General features: G+C 32.3%; 13 protein-coding genes. 12 read left to right on the forward strand and 1 reads right to left on the reverse strand.

The window, feature by feature from the left end:
* Positions 1 to 52: 52 nt before the first annotated feature.
* The 12 genes from ACN4EE_RS17990 (at position 53) to ACN4EE_RS18045 (ending at position 15,532) form a co-directional block, all read left to right on the forward strand.
* On the forward strand, positions 53 to 943 hold the full coding sequence (locus ACN4EE_RS17990; RefSeq protein ID WP_431707857.1) for a hypothetical protein: 891 nt from the start codon (positions 53 to 55) through the stop codon (positions 941 to 943).
* Between the two features lie 176 nt (positions 944 to 1,119).
* Positions 1,120 to 1,806, forward strand: coding sequence for a hypothetical protein (locus ACN4EE_RS17995; RefSeq protein WP_431707858.1), 687 nt, complete (start codon positions 1,120 to 1,122; stop codon positions 1,804 to 1,806).
* Positions 1,807 to 1,922: 116 nt separating this feature from the next.
* On the forward strand, positions 1,923 to 2,198 hold the full coding sequence (locus ACN4EE_RS18000; RefSeq protein WP_431707859.1) for a hypothetical protein: 276 nt from the start codon (positions 1,923 to 1,925) through the stop codon (positions 2,196 to 2,198).
* Positions 2,199 to 2,385: 187 nt separating this feature from the next.
* Positions 2,386 to 3,381: a tyrosine-type recombinase/integrase gene (locus tag ACN4EE_RS18005; protein ID WP_431707860.1), complete on the forward strand. Its 996-nt coding sequence runs from the start codon at positions 2,386 to 2,388 to the stop codon at positions 3,379 to 3,381.
* A 13-nt stretch (positions 3,382 to 3,394) separates the two neighbouring features.
* Positions 3,395 to 3,898 carry a hypothetical protein gene (locus ACN4EE_RS18010; RefSeq protein ID WP_431707861.1) on the forward strand — a complete coding sequence of 168 codons (504 nt, stop codon included), beginning with the start codon at positions 3,395 to 3,397 and terminating at the stop codon, positions 3,896 to 3,898.
* Between the two features lie 515 nt (positions 3,899 to 4,413).
* Positions 4,414 to 6,297 carry a hypothetical protein gene (locus ACN4EE_RS18015; RefSeq protein WP_431707863.1) on the forward strand — a complete coding sequence of 628 codons (1,884 nt, stop codon included), beginning with the start codon at positions 4,414 to 4,416 and terminating at the stop codon, positions 6,295 to 6,297.
* Positions 6,298 to 6,875: 578 nt separating this feature from the next.
* Positions 6,876 to 7,064, forward strand: a complete 189-nt coding sequence (locus ACN4EE_RS18020) for a hypothetical protein (RefSeq protein WP_431707864.1) — start codon at positions 6,876 to 6,878, stop codon at positions 7,062 to 7,064.
* An 80-nt stretch (positions 7,065 to 7,144) separates the two neighbouring features.
* Positions 7,145 to 8,902 carry a hypothetical protein gene (locus ACN4EE_RS18025; RefSeq protein WP_431707865.1) on the forward strand — a complete coding sequence of 586 codons (1,758 nt, stop codon included), beginning with the start codon at positions 7,145 to 7,147 and terminating at the stop codon, positions 8,900 to 8,902.
* 186 nt (positions 8,903 to 9,088) lie between these two features.
* Positions 9,089 to 9,949: a ParB/RepB/Spo0J family partition protein gene (locus ACN4EE_RS18030; RefSeq protein WP_431707866.1), complete on the forward strand. Its 861-nt coding sequence runs from the start codon at positions 9,089 to 9,091 to the stop codon at positions 9,947 to 9,949.
* A 1-nt stretch (position 9,950) separates the two neighbouring features.
* A complete protein-coding gene (locus ACN4EE_RS18035) occupies positions 9,951 to 12,779 on the forward strand; it encodes a DnaB-like helicase C-terminal domain-containing protein (RefSeq protein WP_431707867.1) in 2,829 nt (942 codons plus the stop codon).
* Position 12,780: 1 nt separating this feature from the next.
* Positions 12,781 to 15,300 carry a bifunctional 3'-5' exonuclease/DNA polymerase gene (locus tag ACN4EE_RS18040; RefSeq protein WP_431707868.1) on the forward strand — a complete coding sequence of 840 codons (2,520 nt, stop codon included), beginning with the start codon at positions 12,781 to 12,783 and terminating at the stop codon, positions 15,298 to 15,300.
* Complete coding sequence (locus ACN4EE_RS18045) at positions 15,290 to 15,532, forward strand: hypothetical protein (RefSeq protein ID WP_431707869.1); 243 nt, start codon at positions 15,290 to 15,292, stop codon at positions 15,530 to 15,532. The genes ACN4EE_RS18040 and ACN4EE_RS18045 overlap by 11 nt, the downstream gene beginning before the upstream one ends.
* Here the strand turns inward: ACN4EE_RS18045 and ACN4EE_RS18050 are convergent.
* Entirely contained in the window at positions 15,529 to 16,110 is a 582-nt protein-coding gene (locus ACN4EE_RS18050) for a hypothetical protein (RefSeq protein ID WP_431707870.1), read from the reverse strand. The genes ACN4EE_RS18045 and ACN4EE_RS18050 overlap by 4 nt on opposite strands.
* Between the last annotated feature and the right edge of the window lie 276 nt (positions 16,111 to 16,386).

Genomic DNA, 16,386 nt, shown 5'->3' on the forward strand with positions numbered 1-16,386 from the left:
GATAATAGTTATAATATCTGTTATAAACTATATATCAGGTAACTAAACTATTATGAGTGAAATTAAAGAAGATAAAAAGAAAAGGTATGAAGATAAAAACGTTACCAGAGTAGATATTAGAATACCTAACGAGGTTTATGAGGAGATTGAAAAGATAGCAGTATTAACGAATCAGCCCTTTACTCCTAAATCGAAAAATACCGATAACCCTAAACCGATTGTTACCCCAGTAATTTTAAAAGGTTTAGAGTTAGTGTTAATGAGCCTCAAAGATGATTTAATATCGCAGTTATCCGAGGGTAAAATTACTAATACTCAAATCGTTAATGATAATCTTGAGGAGAGAATTTTTAGCAGACTTGAAAAAAAGTTAGAGGCACTAATTGAGGCAAAATTATTAACCTCAAGGGCTGATAATATTACCCCAAAAAATAAAGATAACAAGATTAAAGAGGATATTAACGAGAGTAAGATCGAACCTCCCCCAGAAAATACCTCAAAGGATACCGAGGCAATTACCCCAGAAATATTAATTGAGAATGAAGTTATTGAGAGGGTATCCAGTGGCAAAAATAATAATGAAAGTGAATATGTTAAAAATCTTAATGCCATCGAAGTTATCCCAGAGGTAGTAAATGAGGATAAAGAAGTATCAGCCCTTGAGGTTATTAATGATGATACTGAGGTAGTAAATGAGGATAGCTCGATCGAATCTCCCCCAGAGAATACCGAGAGTAAAGAGCAAGGGTTATCAATGAGTAAATTAGCTCAAAGATTCAAGACAAATAAAAATAAAGGGGAGGGCGCATCTAAAACCAGTATTAGCACTAAGGTTAAAAAGTTAAGCAAAGAGGAGTTTATTAATTGGAGTAAAGAAAATGATCCAGAGGGTAAAGCATGGCAACTTAACGAGGCTGATAAATTATTTTACCCTCAAAAATAAATTTTAAATCCTCAAAACATTTAATAGTAAATGGTTACAGCCTCTCAAGTCAGAGGCTTTTTTATTATATCCTTGACAATCTGATATTATATCTGTTATATTATCAGATATAAGGTTAACCAATACCGAATAGCTAACCTTAGTTCGTTTCAATCACTACAAAAGAGGATAACACCATGACTTACAAACAACTACGAAACCAACTAAAAACATTCAAATCTCAAGGATTAACTACGATCGCACTCAATGCTAAAAAGGATATTTTAGAGACTGAATATAATCGGATTATGAATGCCATTGTTAAAGAGGCTATTAACTCCGAGTATGAAGATAACGAGGATGTAACTATTGCTAATGATACCGAGGATTTAATTAAAGAAGTGTCAGCCCTTGAGATTGCCTCTGAGGATTTGGTTAATGAGATTGTAGTTAATCCCCCTCTCGAATTAATTGAGGATTGCTCGCGCGAACCCTCCCCAGAGAATAAATTTAATCTAGTTAACGAGACTATTGAGACAATTACCCCAGAAAATAAAGAATTATCTCTCGATGACTGTACAGTAAAATCTAATGATAACGAGGCTTTTGAGGATTTAACCGAGAGTAAAGAGGGTAATTATAGCGAGGTGTCTATTACTGAATCTACACTGTCTAACCTTGAGGATACCGATAAAAAGTTAACCGAGGCACTGGTAAAATTAATCGTTATTTTCGTGAGTTCGATCGTTAAAATCTGGTTTAAAGTCAATCGAATCAGCCAATTAAGCAAGGCAATATTAGGCAAGGTTAACGAGGCAAGGGCTGACATTAAGGGTTATTGGCAATGGTTTATTAGTGGATTTTGCCTCCCCTCGTTTAACTAATCCCTAATCTTTACCTCAGAAATTAGCGCGCGGTTACTGGGGTAAAGTAAAATGAGGTTAGGAGTAACAGCCAATTACTCCTAATCAATACTTCATTAGTTAATAAGGATTTTACCATGAGTACAGTAACAGATAACGATTTAAAAGAGTTAAAGGATTTAATTAACTCGAAATTTGAAAAGGTATTTGAGGAGTTAACTACTATCAAAGTTGATATAGCTACCCTCAAAGAAGGGCAAAATAGCACAAACCAAAGAATAACCGAGACAAAAGAGGCACTTAGTAAAAGATTAGATAATCTTGATAGAATCGCTCTCACAGTAGTAATAGGTGTAATAGTATCGTTAATAATCGGATTAATGAAAACTCTTTATCCGAATCTACTCGGTTAAACTTTCAAAGAGGCTGAAACATAGCCTCATTATAAAAATATACTCAGGTACGCTATTAGGCATTTTCATACTTGACTTGACTTTATCCCTATTCTCTCGTTATAATATCTGGTATATCTGATATTATCAGATTAATAAAAAAACTACCTCAATGGGTAGCTCATTAATACATTAATTAATTACTATTATGACAAATTTAACTATTGCCTCTCAAGGGGGGATATTACCTTTAAATCAGCCTGTTAACGATATTATTGAGGCTCTGATTGCCTCTAAGCATAAAGCATCTACTCGTTACACTTATGTCCAGAATCTTAAATATTTTGCTCATTACCTAATCAATGGATTAATCGGTAAAGGTAAAAGAATTTTAATGTTAGATGTGGATATTAAAAGGGTTTTGGGGGAGTTTTTAGCTATGGATAAAGTAACCGCTATTTGTTATTTGAGTCAATATCAAAACGAATTAATTGAGGCTGATTATGTACCTAATACCATTAATATCCGATTATCAGCAATCCGATCCCTCGTTAAATTTGCTTTTAAAAGAGGCTTTTGTAATTGGTTAGTTGAGGATTTACTGAGTTTAGGCACTGAGGTTTATCGTGATACCTCTGGGGTAAGTAAAGATATTTTTTCTGACATCATATCAGGTATTTTAACTGATACCATATCAGGTAAAAGAGATTACGCTATCTTGAGATTACTCTGGGATAATGCTTTGAGACGATCTGAGGTTAGTAATCTTAACATTGAGGATTTTGATAGCAAAGAAGGCACTCTGAAAATTAAGGGTAAAGGTAAATTCAGCAAAGAGGTTATTTATTTATCCCCCAAAACGTGCGAGGCTCTGACGCAATGGTTAGGAGTGCGATATAACCCATTACCGAATCAGCCTCTCTTTATTAGCCTTGCCACTAATACTAATGGACATCGGTTAACTGGTAAATCGATTTATTGCATAGTAAGAAAGTATGCTGATCCAGTTTTAACCGATAAAATCCTCTCACCTCATAGAGTTAGACATTCATCTATTACAGCCTTACTCGATGCCTCTGGGGGTAATGTGAGACTCGCTCAAAAGCTATCGAGACATAAAAACTTAGATGTTTTAACTCGTTACGATGATAACCGAGTATCTCTCCAAAAAGAGGCTGTTAACATCCTTGCTAGTTTAGTTTAATGAGGTGATTAAAATGTTAAATGAAAAATTAAGTAAGCTCATCGAAAATGATCCTTATTATCTATTGCGATTAAACGATGATGAGTATCGTTACGGCTGGGAATTATTAGCGATTTGTCTTGATGAATTGAAGTTAATTAGAGAGAAGATTATCAGCCCTAATTCTGCTATTGACTATGATTTATTTTCTTCTCTGGAAAAGGTTTTAATCGAGCTATATGATTTAACTGATAATATCTCCGAGAGACGTAAAAATGAGACTGAATTTAATTTTACCAGAGAATTAAAACACACTAAAAAACCTAAATTTCCTGATGATTTAATAATCGCTGATAAGTATAAAAAAAATGCAAGGTATATAATCGCTATACAAAAATATAATTATATTTTTGCTAATATTCGATCTGCAAAAGGACATTACGAATGTGACACTAATAATGATTCATGGTTTTATATAAAAAACTGCTTAGATGCCATAAAAGACTATCGAAAAGAAGTTCAAAACCTCAACTATTGAGCCTTTATCCTCTCCTCACTTGCCTAAATAAATGATAAAACCAGATATATCTGATATATCTGGTAATTATAGCTTATAATGATGTATTATCACGTCCGTTAATATGTATCGTTTAAATAATTATACTTTAAATCCTAACATCTTTTGCTGAGTATCCTTTGAGCGAACACAGAATTAACCATCAAAACCAATTATAGAGCCTTTTATCGCTTTTTGGTTATATTGTATTTATTAAGTATTTTTTAATAACTTTAGTAATTTAATTCATTTTTAATACATTTAAACTTTTAAAAACATTCGATTATATAGGTGTAATACGCTTTTTACCCTTTTTACATTACTTTTTATTACTTATCTGATATACTCGTTTATATCAGACATAATAAATTATTGACAACTAAAATAAAAAAATTTCTATAATGTAGATTGTAAACATTTATTTTTGAAGAGCAAGGCAATGAGACTTAATTTAGCAGTTAGTAACTCATTACCCTTGCCACAAACTAATTAAAATTATGACACAGAAAAAGACAAAAAAAGATTTAAACTTTCTTGAAACTCAAATCTCTGAGTTATCCAATACCCCAAATAATGATAGCTCGATCTCCGATAACAGCCCTGATAGTCTTTATGAGAGGGCTGTTACCCCAGATAGTTTAATAGCGTTTTTTAGCGATCTAGATGACATCCCCTCGGATAATGAGGATTTACTAAACTCGATCGATAACATAGAGAATATTTGCTTGAGTCTTTATAACTTAATCCTAATAGTATCCGATCCCGTTTTAGAGCCTCAAAAGATACTTGAGATTGTTAGGAGATATAAAGAAGGGATAACGAAAAATAAAAATAATGTAGTAACCGAGGGCTTGTTAAACCTAGCTAAAAAGCAATTTCTATACTCAGTCAAAATACTAATCAATAGGCTGAATAAACTATTAATTAAACCAGTAATGAAGTTAGATGATTTGAGTTTAGCAGTGGCTGATTTAATCTCTGGGAAAACTTTAAATTTAATAGGTAAAGATAACAGAATACCTAACGATGATATATCTAATATTTTAAAAAGTATCAGCCTCATATTCCCTGAGCTTAAATTACCTTCTTTTGATGTCAAAATAGAGCCTAGAGCTTTAGTTAATGACTTAAATCGCATGGCAAATTTACCAGTTATCACCTCTGGGGTAAAAGCTCTTAGAGATCGTCAATGGGGTAAAGATGACTTAGGTAATGCTTGTTACACACATCGCAAGGCTGATAACAGTGATAGCTATATTACCCATTACATCCGAGATTTTAATGATAGTGAAGAGATAGCATCGTTACCTCACTCCGAGGCAATCCAAATATTAGAAAAATTTGGAGTTTATCCCGCTTTATTACATTTAATTTTAGCAGTGCATTTTTATAAACAACCTGATCCTACCACTGCGATATTAATGTTAAGAGGCACTGATTTAATTAAAGATTTAGGATTAGATAAAAGAAGGGATTTAACTAAAGAAGAAAAATTAAAAAGAGTTTATGAAACTATTACAGCCGTTAGAAGTTTATTAATAAAAGCTCAATGGTATGTAACCTTGAAAGGTAGAAAAAAACCCGTAAATGTATATTTCGATCCTTATGTAATGTGGGATATTTTACCTATCAAAATAACTGATACTGATTTATTCGGTAATGAGTCTTTGATAGAGATAGAGATTAAGGTAAGAGCTGGGTTATGGTTAGATGAATTTCTTAGTAAAGTAGGTAAAGGATCAAACAAAGTATTTTACAGTTATGCAACTCTATCAAGTAAAATACTTGATTTAGATCCCTACCATGAGGAGTTAGCTCTGAGGATTGCTTTACTTCAATCTACTATGGATTATCGACTATATTACACAGTTGAACAATGGTTAATAGAAAATTTACTCGGAGCTAAAACTAAAATATCTGAGGCAAAATCAGACAAATACACTAGGAGAAATTTAACTAATTTATGGGATAATACTTTAAAAGCATTAGAGAGAATAGGTTTTAAGATTCATTTTGACAATAAAACCTATCCAGAGGAGTTTAGGCCTGATTTTGAAGGTAAAAAACCGAGAGGATATTTCGATCGATTACTTGAGGCAAAAATTAAACTTACCCCAGAATCACTTGGTAAACCAGAATCTGATCAAGATGTGAGAGAGGCTGAAAAAATACCCATTACCCCAGAAAAGGTTTACCGAGGAGAGGATTTAAAAAAAGCAAGGTTAAAAGCTAATATCAGCCCTAAGCAAATCGCTAAATATTTAGAATGCACTCAAGGTAAAATCTACAATGCTGAGAAAAGAGATAACCTCAGTAAAAAATTATTTAATGAGATTCTCGATGCTATTAGATATATTTCTAAATTCCCTTCTAAATTTTAAAATTTAACTTATCTTCAATAAAACTCCGATAACACTTTATTAATAAGGCTCTCGGAGTTTTTCACATTTTATTCACGTTTTTTAACGAAAAATTCACATAAAAAATCGCATATTTTTAGATAACCATATTACACTCAAAACCATTGAAAAATAAAAGGTTTATCAAATATTAAGTTTTATTAATTAAAGAGTGTAAACATATTGATATTAAAGGGTTTGAGGCATGAAAAAAAATTATTCACGCCTACAAGCTAGAATGCTATCACCAACTAGCTAGAATGCTATCACCAACTAGCTAGAATGCTATCACCAACTCAGCCTGAAACCCTTGATTTTTGGGGATTTTCACATTTATATAATTATATAATTTTATACTTTTTGCATTTGCTCATTTACTCGCAATGCAAAAATAAAAGAGAAGAAAAACAGCCAATACCTCAAGTTATAGGAATTTACAAAAAATTTCATATCACTTTAAGGGGCTGGTAATATTTCAAAAAAAAAGTGCGCCGCCTCGGATTTTTTTCCGTGCCGTGCGCCTCGGTAATAAGTCTTTACCCAAATCGGAGTAATAAGCAATGAGTAATAAGTTAAACGAGGTTTTAGAGCCTCAAAATGTGAATAACGATGATTTATCCCAAAAAGAAATTAAAAGCGATTTAAGAAGGGTTTTTAATGGGGGGTATTGGATCGATATTGATGATGAAATCGAACCTGATTACACAAACTGGGATTTAAGGTATTATGAGCCTCCCCAGAATGATTAGGGAAAAGAAGATCGCCTCTGGTATCAGCCATGAAGGCGATCGAACAAAAAAAACTTTGAAATTAAACTTAGATGTTAACCATGATTACGAATGAATTGAAACTAAAAGCCTGTACTAATCCTAAAGTACAGCCTTATATTTATGAATTAGTTACAGAGGCACGATTAAAAGGCTATAAAGCAACTAAAACAAATTTAAAGGTAACGAGCTTAGATCCTTTTTGGATAGGCACTGAGGGGGATCATAAAAAAGCTCAATGGCTGTTAAATGAAATAAAAAAGAGTAGTTTAGCAGACTCCGATAAATTGTATTTGAGACGTATTCATTATAACTTTGTATCAGCTAATCCCCCAGTAATAAAGCTCAATGGAGAGCCTTATCAAAATACTAAACAAGACTGGATACACTTAGGAGAGGTAGCTCAAATAGCTCGTTATTTGGAGTATTTAGATTATGAGAATTTTATCGATGGTAGAAGACCAGTTTTAAACATTATTGAGCAAGGAGAGTTTATTACCCCAGAGCCAATAATCCCAGAGATAAAAAAACCTTGGTTTTATTTATCTAGTAACTTTGACTTAGGTTACAACTCCGATGAATTAGATAATTTCATAGAAAAATTATCGGAAATTGATGGTTATAGCGAGGAGATAGAACTAAGGGAATTAGTAGAATCAAGGGCTGATTTACCAGAGATTTATTTATCCTCAGATACTCCTAAATTAAGCGATACTAACTCATCCAAATATGGCAAATATGAAGATTACAGCCATTTTTACCTTGAGATATGGGTAGAAAAAAATACTTTAGATGACGTATTAACTGAGTTTAGTAGAAATTTTAAGGTTAATGTCATTGTAGGTACGGGGGAGTTTTCTATTACCCAAATCTCTTTACTACTCCAAAGAGTTAAGGAAAAGGCACAAAATAGACCTATTAGAATTTTTGTACTAACTGACTTTGATCCCGCTGGTCAATCAATCCCCTTAACCATCGCTCGAAAAATAGAATATTTTAACCATCGCTTTGGGTATAACTTAGACATCAAACTAACTAACCTAGCTCTAACTTATGAGCAAGTAGTTAAATATAGATTGCCTCATACTCCGATAAAAGATACCGATAAAAGAAAGGATAAATTTGAGGATAATTTTGAGGTAACAGGTGCTACAGAAATCGATGCTTTAGTAGCTATAAATGATGGTAAAGAATTACTAACTAATATCATCTTAGAGACGATCGAACCCTATCGAAAATATGATGAGCTAGTCAGAAAACATTACTCAGGTATTGATACTTACTCGAATCGCAGTCAAATAGTAAACAACTTAAACCGAGAGCTATTACAGCCCTTGCTCAATGAGTATGAATCAAGATATGAGGAGATTACTACTCAAATAACCGAGTTAGAGAGTAATTACCAGAATGAGGCTGATAGCTTATCCATAGCATTTAAAACGGCTGTAATGAGGGAAATATTAGGTAAAGAGACAGAATTTAAAGAATTGTACTTAACTTTAAAGGAAACTATCAGGAAACTCTCGGAGTTAAAAACCGATTTAGAAGATACTTGCAAAGAAATTTATCAACAATACCGAGAGCAAAAAGAGGAGTTAAACGAGAATCTAAGGGCTGATTTATCCCCCCTTTCAGATCAACTTGACACCTTAAACGATGAATTTGTTAATAACTCCGAATTATCGTTACAGCCTATTAAATTACAATCCCCCCAGAAATTAGATGAGAGTCATGTAGATTTCATTTACTCCTCAGAGTTAACACCTTTTGAGCAAGTAAAGAAATATAAGCAATGGCAAGGGAAAACCTTAGATATTTAACTTTTCATTGCCTCTGGTAATTCCCAGAGTAAGGAATTAAGGAATGAGGATTTAAAGGGATTGAGCAATTAAGGATTAGGAATTAACGATTAGAAAATTAGGAATTTTTAGGAATAAGTAATTAGGGAATTAGGAATTTTTAAAAGTGTCATGTGACACCTTAACCAAATAAGAGAGTAAAAAATTATGGACATTGAAATTATCAAAATAGACAGTATCCAAGCCGATCCTAAAAATCATCGAAAAACCTTTAATGATGAAAGTATCAGAGAATTAGCTACTAATATCGAAAATTTTGGATTACAGCAACCTATCAGAGTTAGAAAAGTGTCATGTGACACCTATCGAATAATTATGGGGGAGAGAAGATTTAGAGCTTTTAAATTACTCGAAAAAGATAGCATTCCTTGCATAGTAGAAAAAAATGAGGATAACGAGTTAGTTGTAAGGCTGAAATCAGCGAGTGAAAATTTACTCCGAGAAAATGTAAATCCCATAGAAGAGGCACTCGGATATAAGCAAATATTAGATGAACATAACTTGAGTATCAAAGAGCTATCGAGTCAATTAGGGATTACTGAGGATAGAGTTAAGACGATGACAAGGCTTTTAAAATGCCATAATTCGACACAATCAGCCGTATCTCAAGGAAAGATAACCATAGGACATTGTAAGCAACTATTGAGGCTCAAAGGTAATAAAGAATTAGAAATTTTAGAGAGATTACTTGAGGCTGATTTATCGGTATCAGAGTTAAAAGCAATTATTGATGAGGAGTTATCGATCGATAATCCTAACTCTGATAATCTCAATAACTCGGATAATGCCTCCCCCAGTAACTCATTATCAAGTGTTGAAAATTCAGATATTCCAGAGGATTTAACTTTACCAAATCCTTTAGATATTGACGTTTTGCAAGTCTTTACCCAGTTTTGGGAATCAGCCAATATACTCCTCAATTCGGATGTTACTGAAATTGACACTAAGCAAAGAAATAAAGCAATCCCCCTACTCAAAAAATTAGTTAAGCAATTAGGAGATAAATAAAATGAAAAAATTAATAGAGCAATATTACCGATTAATTATCCATAGTGAGGCACAAAAGTATTCGATCGCCTCAATGAATAAATCCGAGATTAAATACCCTCATAAAGCTATCTATGATGATGATGGTAAGTTAATCGAATACATTTACTTAACCGAATCGGAGTTATTGGCAAGTATTGAAGGTAAGAAGTCATTAGGGCTGATACTTTGCAAAGATAAAGAGGGTATATCAAAATCTGGATGTATTGACATAGACATCCCCAGAGATTGCAAGGATTTGGGGGAGGCTCTAACGATCGCTCAAAATATAGTTAAAGAAGGCTATGTGTTAGGAGTAAATCTTTATATTGAGTACTCAGGTAATAGAGGCTTTCATATTTGGGTATTCCTCGAAAAGGCTGTTACCCCAAAATTAATAAAAGATTTTTTAAAATCGATCTCACTCCGAGCTAATTTTACTCCTCAAGAAATTTTCCCTAAAGATGTAAACTCTAATATCAAATTACCTTGCACAATTCATCTAAAAACTAAAAAAAGATGTGGATTTATTACCCCAGATTTTGATGTTAATAATCCCCAAATAGACTTAAACTCTCAAGGGGATTTAATGGCAAAATTTGAAGTTACAGCCCTTGATAAAGTAATTAATATCTCAGAGTTAGAGGCTGACAACTCCGATAAAAATAATTCGGATAAATTACCGAATCAAAGTAAAAATAATCTAAATGAAACGAGGAGCAAAGATAAATCTTTAAACGAGTCTCAAAGTAATGAGAAATCTTTAAACGAGCCTCGGAGTAAAGATGAAATTAAAACATTATTAAACTCTTTGGGGGATCATCCGAGTTGCATTCAGCATTTACTCTCTAATGGTGCGCCTCTGGATGTTGACTATAACCAAGCAAATTTAACCTTAATTCGGTATTGCTTAACCAGAGGTTTAGACTTGCCTCAATCTTTACCCCTTGCTCAATTAATGGCGCAAAATACCTCAGAGAATCATTCTACTTCAAAGGATTATCGAGGCAAGGTAAATAATTTTAAAAGTGCATGGGTTTCGTGCGATCGAAACTCCGATAAATATAAATTTGAGTGTAGTTATATCCTCAGTGGCATAAAAGAGGGGGAGGCACATACCAGAGGTTGTATAGGTACTAAGTGTAAAGTACATAAAAACCATAACCCTAATTATCAATCTTCTAACTCAAAAGATAGGGCTGATACTTCTAAAAATTCAGATACTCCGAATAATTCTCAATCATCAAACTCAAAGACTGATAATAACAATTCAAATCAAGGAATATCTGACAGTCTCGATTATTTAAAAGTTTCAGCCCTTATCTTTCAGTCACTCCTAAACCTTACCAGTGAGGGTAAAGAGATAATAAAATCCCAAATACTCAGAGAATGTGAGGCATTAGAACAAAATTACTTATTAGGTAAAGTATCAGGTAAGTTAACAGATAGTATCAGATTAATTGAGAGTGAGGTATTAGGCTATTTACTCCAAAATCCAGAATCGATAATTGACTACTCCGATATTTTCTCTCAAGGATTTATTGCCACTATCAAAAAAAATGATTCTTTATCCGAATATTTGGATAACCTTTATAACCTCAAATTACCCTCCCCAGAGACGATCGAGGAGTATCTTGGGGAGATTAGAGAGGTAGGGATAAGAGAGATAGCACAAAAAAAATATAGTAAATATGCCAAAAAATTAGCAGAGGATAAGGCTGATACAAGTATAGAAATATTATCGAAGTCGATCGATGAAACCGAGAAATTAATAAATCGCTCAATAAGTGAAACAAATTTACTACCTACCTCAGAAAAAATAGAAGGGTTACTTACTCAGCTATTATCCGAGGATAGAGAGGCAATCCCTACCTTTAGCGATGACTTTAATACTTTGCTTAATGGGGGATTTAGTAAAGGTAGATTTTATGTTATGTCAGCCGGCCCAGCTAGTGGTAAATCTACTCTTTGCTTACAGTGTGCTGATTATGCCTCAAGTAAAGGGTATAAAGTGGGATATTTTAGTTTTGAAATGAGTTTAGATCAGATATTTATAACTCAAATTAGCAGACTGGGGGAGATAAACTCTGGGTATTTGGATAAGAAAATTTACTTAAAAAATGACTCATTAAAACTAAAAATGTTTAAGACAGTCAAAGAGTATTATGAGCAAATATCTGAGAATATTTATATTATTGAGTGCGATGATAGCTTTACCCCAAATAAAATATTATCGATCATAAAAAAGCTAAAATTAGATTTAGTATTTATCGACTATTTACAGTTAATGAACTCTGGAGATAAAGACATCGATAACAATGGTAATGAGACAATAAAAATAAGTAAAATTGCCACTGAATTAAAAAGATTATCTCGAAAAAGTGATACTCCAATTATTGCCATTTCAGACATTAGTAAAAATGCTTTTGATAGCACTAAATCAGGTAAAAAAAGCCTCGATATGTCAGCCCTTAGAGATTCTTTCAAGATTGCTCATAGTGCTGATTGTGTAATGCTTTTACATAGTTTTGACTTTGATAATAAAGGGGAGGATCAGATAAAAACTCAGTTAGACTATGTTAAAAATAATTGGCAAAAAATAGATTTAAAAGTAGCTAAATATATTGAAAATATAGACAACAAAACCTTTTTAAACAAAACAACGGCTGATATATTTTCGAGGCTATATATAGATAAAAATAGAACTGGTAGAACTGGGGATATTTTATTTAAGTACTCTAAAGCTATCCATAAATTCGAGCCATTAAATTATTTACATTCTAATAACGAAAATAAAGAGGAGGGATTTTAAAATGAGAGAATTAACACCAGAGGATAAAAATTTTATTCAAAGTTTAGTAAATAAAAAAGCTAAAACTAATAATAATGAGGCAATATCAGCCTCTTTTAAATCCCTTCAAAAAGTTAAACCTAAACCTAACTTTAAAGACGTAATAAATCCCCCAGAAAATAAAGAGGGTATAACTGATATTAAATCTGATATTAACTCAGATACCTTGATATGTGAAGGTTTTGGGTATCAGTGGCATAAAGAGGATTTAGATTATGTGATTGAGCTATTAAGAGGATTAACATTAGTTATTGAGGATTTAAGAACTTTTTTACCAGAGAAAATAATCCAATTATCGATCGAGGCACTAAAACCCAAAAAGAAAAGTAACTTGAATAAATCAGATAGTAAAAAAGATATATCAGATAATATTAAAGTTATGGATAAACCAGATACTGCTAAACCGATGAACTCTGATAACTTTGATAAATCAGATAGCATATCCGATAAAACTATGGACATTAAAACGGTTAAATCCGATAACATATCTGACAACTTATCTGATAAAAATATTAACTCAAATAACCTTGATAAATCAGATAAGAGGGCTGATACCGATAAAGTAATTTTGCCTCCCCCAAAGATTAAAAAAGTTAAATCAGGTAATAATCAAAAGATGTCAGATAGTAATGATAATGAGGATTTTGAGTTAAATAATGATGAGGATAAAGTAAATTCCCAAAGTACAGTTATAGATGATAGTTACAGCCTTATAGAGAATGATGAGGATTTAGAGAAGGCGATCGAACTCCTCAAAGATGAAAAGGTTTTAGCTATTGATACCGAAACAACTGGATTAGATGCACACTTGCATAAACTACGATTAATTCAAATTGCCTCAGAAAATAACCCTACCTTCATAATTGATGCTTTTAAGTGCGATGTTAAATTATTACAGCCTCTCTTAATCAATGAGGCTATCAAGATATTTCATAATGCTAAATTTGATATTCAATTTCTAATGAGCAACGGATTAGAAGTTAATCAAAAAATCTTTGATACTCAGATAGCGCATCAATTAATTAACTCTGGTAAGGATAATCTTAAATCCTCGTTAAAAGTCATTGCCTTAGAATATCTAGGAGTTGAGTTAAATAAAGAGGAGAGGTTAACTGACTGGGGTAAAGAGGAGTTAACTATTGAGCAATTAAAGTATAGTTCGATCGACTCAAAAATTCTCTTACCATTAAGAGAAATATTAAGAAATAAATTAATTTATGCCTCATTAACCAGAGTTGCAAAAATAGAGTTTGATTGTGTTTTAGCAGTGGCAATGATGGAATTTAATGGGATGTTATTAGATGTTAGTCAATGGCAAAATATCTTAGAAGATACCCAGAAAAGAAAAGATGAATTAGAGACAGAATTAAAAGCAATATTAAAAGAAAAATTAGCTGAGTTTAAGAATAGTAATAATGAGCAACTAACCTTACTAGCAAATGATTTTGACTTTACCAAAGAGATTAATTTAGACTCTCCTAAGCAAATATTAGAGACACTTAATAAGGCTGGTATCAAGTGCGATAACACAAACTCTAAAACCCTTAAAAAATTATTACCAGAATACCCAGAAATATTAAAACCTTTTCTTGAGTATAAAAAAGTAACTAAAATTATCTCAAGTTTTGGAGATAGTTTACTTAAAAAAATTAATCCGATAACGGGGAGGTTGCATGGTAGTTATTGGCAAATGGGATCGAGCGCAGGTAGGTTTACATCCTCAAATCCTAACTTACAGCAAATACCGAGAAATAATGAGGCTCGGAGTTGTTTCGTTGCCTCCCCTAGTCATAAGCTCGTTATAGCTGATTACAGTCAAATAGAGTTAAGAATTGCCTCTGAGTATGCAAACGATCGAACCATGATTGAGGCATATAACCGAGGTGAGGATTTACATAAACTTACTGCTAGTATCGTTTTAAATAAACCTTTAGATGAGGTAACAAAAGACGATCGACAGATAGCTAAATCAGCTAATTTTGGGCTGATCTATGGCGCATCGGTTAATGGATTTAGAGGCTATGCTGAGAGTAATTATGGTATCAGCCTCTCAGAGAATGAGGCAAAAAAGATTATGGATAATTTTTTTAAGAGCTATTCTGGTTTATCTCAATGGCATAAAAAAACCAAGTCCAGAATCTATAATGGGGGGATTAACGAGACTAAAACCCTATCAGGTAGAATCAGATATTTTGATAATGCCTCCCCTCAACAAATCCTCAACACTCCGATTCAAGGTACGGGCGCTGATATTCTCAAATTGGCATTAGGTAGGTTAGTATCAGCGCTAAAACCTTTTAATGGTAAAGCTCGGATATTAGCAACGGTACACGATGAAATTATCCTTGAGGCACATGAGGATATAGCGGATCAAGTTGCCTCGGTATTAAGTGAGGTAATGGTAAATAGTGGCAAGGAATTTTTAAAGAGAGTACCGATTGAGGCTGACTCTAGCATCGGTAATAATTGGAGTGATAAATGAATTACAACCTATTTTAAATAATATGGATACTCAGAAATTACTTAAATTAATAAGCATTTTTTTACTCATTATTGGGGCTATTGTAGTAATTATTTCTTTTGGTACAGGTAATCCCCCTTTTTCTATAATAGGATTATCTCAAATAGGTTTAGCCTCTTTTTTCTACGTTGTCACTGATTTATCTCAAGACGTAAAAGAAATAAAAAAGATTTTAAAAGACAAGGTTTATTAAAATTTTAGCTTTTCTTTTAATGTGGATAAATCTGATTCGGTTAAATAATTATTCCATATAATATATTTTTCTTCACAAGGTACACCAACGCCGTGCCTATCTTCATTAAACTCAGGGTCTGAAACTTTAGATAAAATGTCTAAACTTTCAATAATATCTTTTTGTCCTTTTTCAATATCTCTCAATAATTCATTTATTTGTATATCATTTTTTTTATCGTTAACCGATTGCTTCAAACTTTCATAATCTAACCAAGAATTAATTTGAGATACTGACATTAATCCTGACATAAAACAAAATCTTTCTTTATGTTCTCTTTGCTCTTCTTCAGATAATTGTACATAGGCTATAGGATGTATCTTGGTATCTTTGTACATTTCAGTTAATTCATCCGTACTATCATCTGAAATTAATCTATTTAAAGAATCTTTATCAAACTCATTTGTAGGATAATTAATCTTAGTTAAAAATCCTACTTTAGAACCTGTTTGACTATTACCTTTATCATTAGTTTGACTATTACAGCCTAACAATAATACTACTAAACTGAAAATATATAAGTAACTTAGTTTGTTCATTTAATTTATTTTAAAAGATTGATGGTTAAAAATTAAAGTTTGATGAAAGTGTTTAACATTAACTTATGTAAAGATACCAAATAATATTGTTTATGTAACAAACAATAAAAAGTATTTCAAGTTAATATCACTTGACACTAAAAATAATCAGATTAAAGATAAATAGGGCTGATAAATAACCCTTAACTATATATCAGTATGAAAACTTAAATTTATGCAATCCTCAGATATTTTCTTGAGGATTTTATTTTAATCAGATATACCCATATATAATAG

Source organism: Geminocystis sp. CENA526 (assembly GCF_050753365.1).
Taxonomy (GTDB): domain Bacteria; phylum Cyanobacteriota; class Cyanobacteriia; order Cyanobacteriales; family Cyanobacteriaceae; genus Geminocystis.

Coding starts and splice junctions, on each gene's coding strand:
- ACN4EE_RS17990 (WP_431707857.1), top strand. CDS start 53: ATGAGTGAAATTAAAGAAGATAAAAAGAAAAGGTATGAAGATAAAAAC.
- ACN4EE_RS17995 (WP_431707858.1), top strand. CDS start 1,120: ATGACTTACAAACAACTACGAAACCAACTAAAAACATTCAAATCTCAA.
- ACN4EE_RS18000 (WP_431707859.1), top strand. CDS start 1,923: ATGAGTACAGTAACAGATAACGATTTAAAAGAGTTAAAGGATTTAATT.
- ACN4EE_RS18005 (WP_431707860.1), top strand. CDS start 2,386: ATGACAAATTTAACTATTGCCTCTCAAGGGGGGATATTACCTTTAAAT.
- ACN4EE_RS18010 (WP_431707861.1), top strand. CDS start 3,395: ATGTTAAATGAAAAATTAAGTAAGCTCATCGAAAATGATCCTTATTAT.
- ACN4EE_RS18015 (WP_431707863.1), top strand. CDS start 4,414: ATGACACAGAAAAAGACAAAAAAAGATTTAAACTTTCTTGAAACTCAA.
- ACN4EE_RS18020 (WP_431707864.1), top strand. CDS start 6,876: ATGAGTAATAAGTTAAACGAGGTTTTAGAGCCTCAAAATGTGAATAAC.
- ACN4EE_RS18025 (WP_431707865.1), top strand. CDS start 7,145: ATGATTACGAATGAATTGAAACTAAAAGCCTGTACTAATCCTAAAGTA.
- ACN4EE_RS18030 (WP_431707866.1), top strand. CDS start 9,089: ATGGACATTGAAATTATCAAAATAGACAGTATCCAAGCCGATCCTAAA.
- ACN4EE_RS18035 (WP_431707867.1), top strand. CDS start 9,951: ATGAAAAAATTAATAGAGCAATATTACCGATTAATTATCCATAGTGAG.
- ACN4EE_RS18040 (WP_431707868.1), top strand. CDS start 12,781: ATGAGAGAATTAACACCAGAGGATAAAAATTTTATTCAAAGTTTAGTA.
- ACN4EE_RS18050 (WP_431707870.1), bottom strand. CDS start 16,110: ATGAACAAACTAAGTTACTTATATATTTTCAGTTTAGTAGTATTATTG.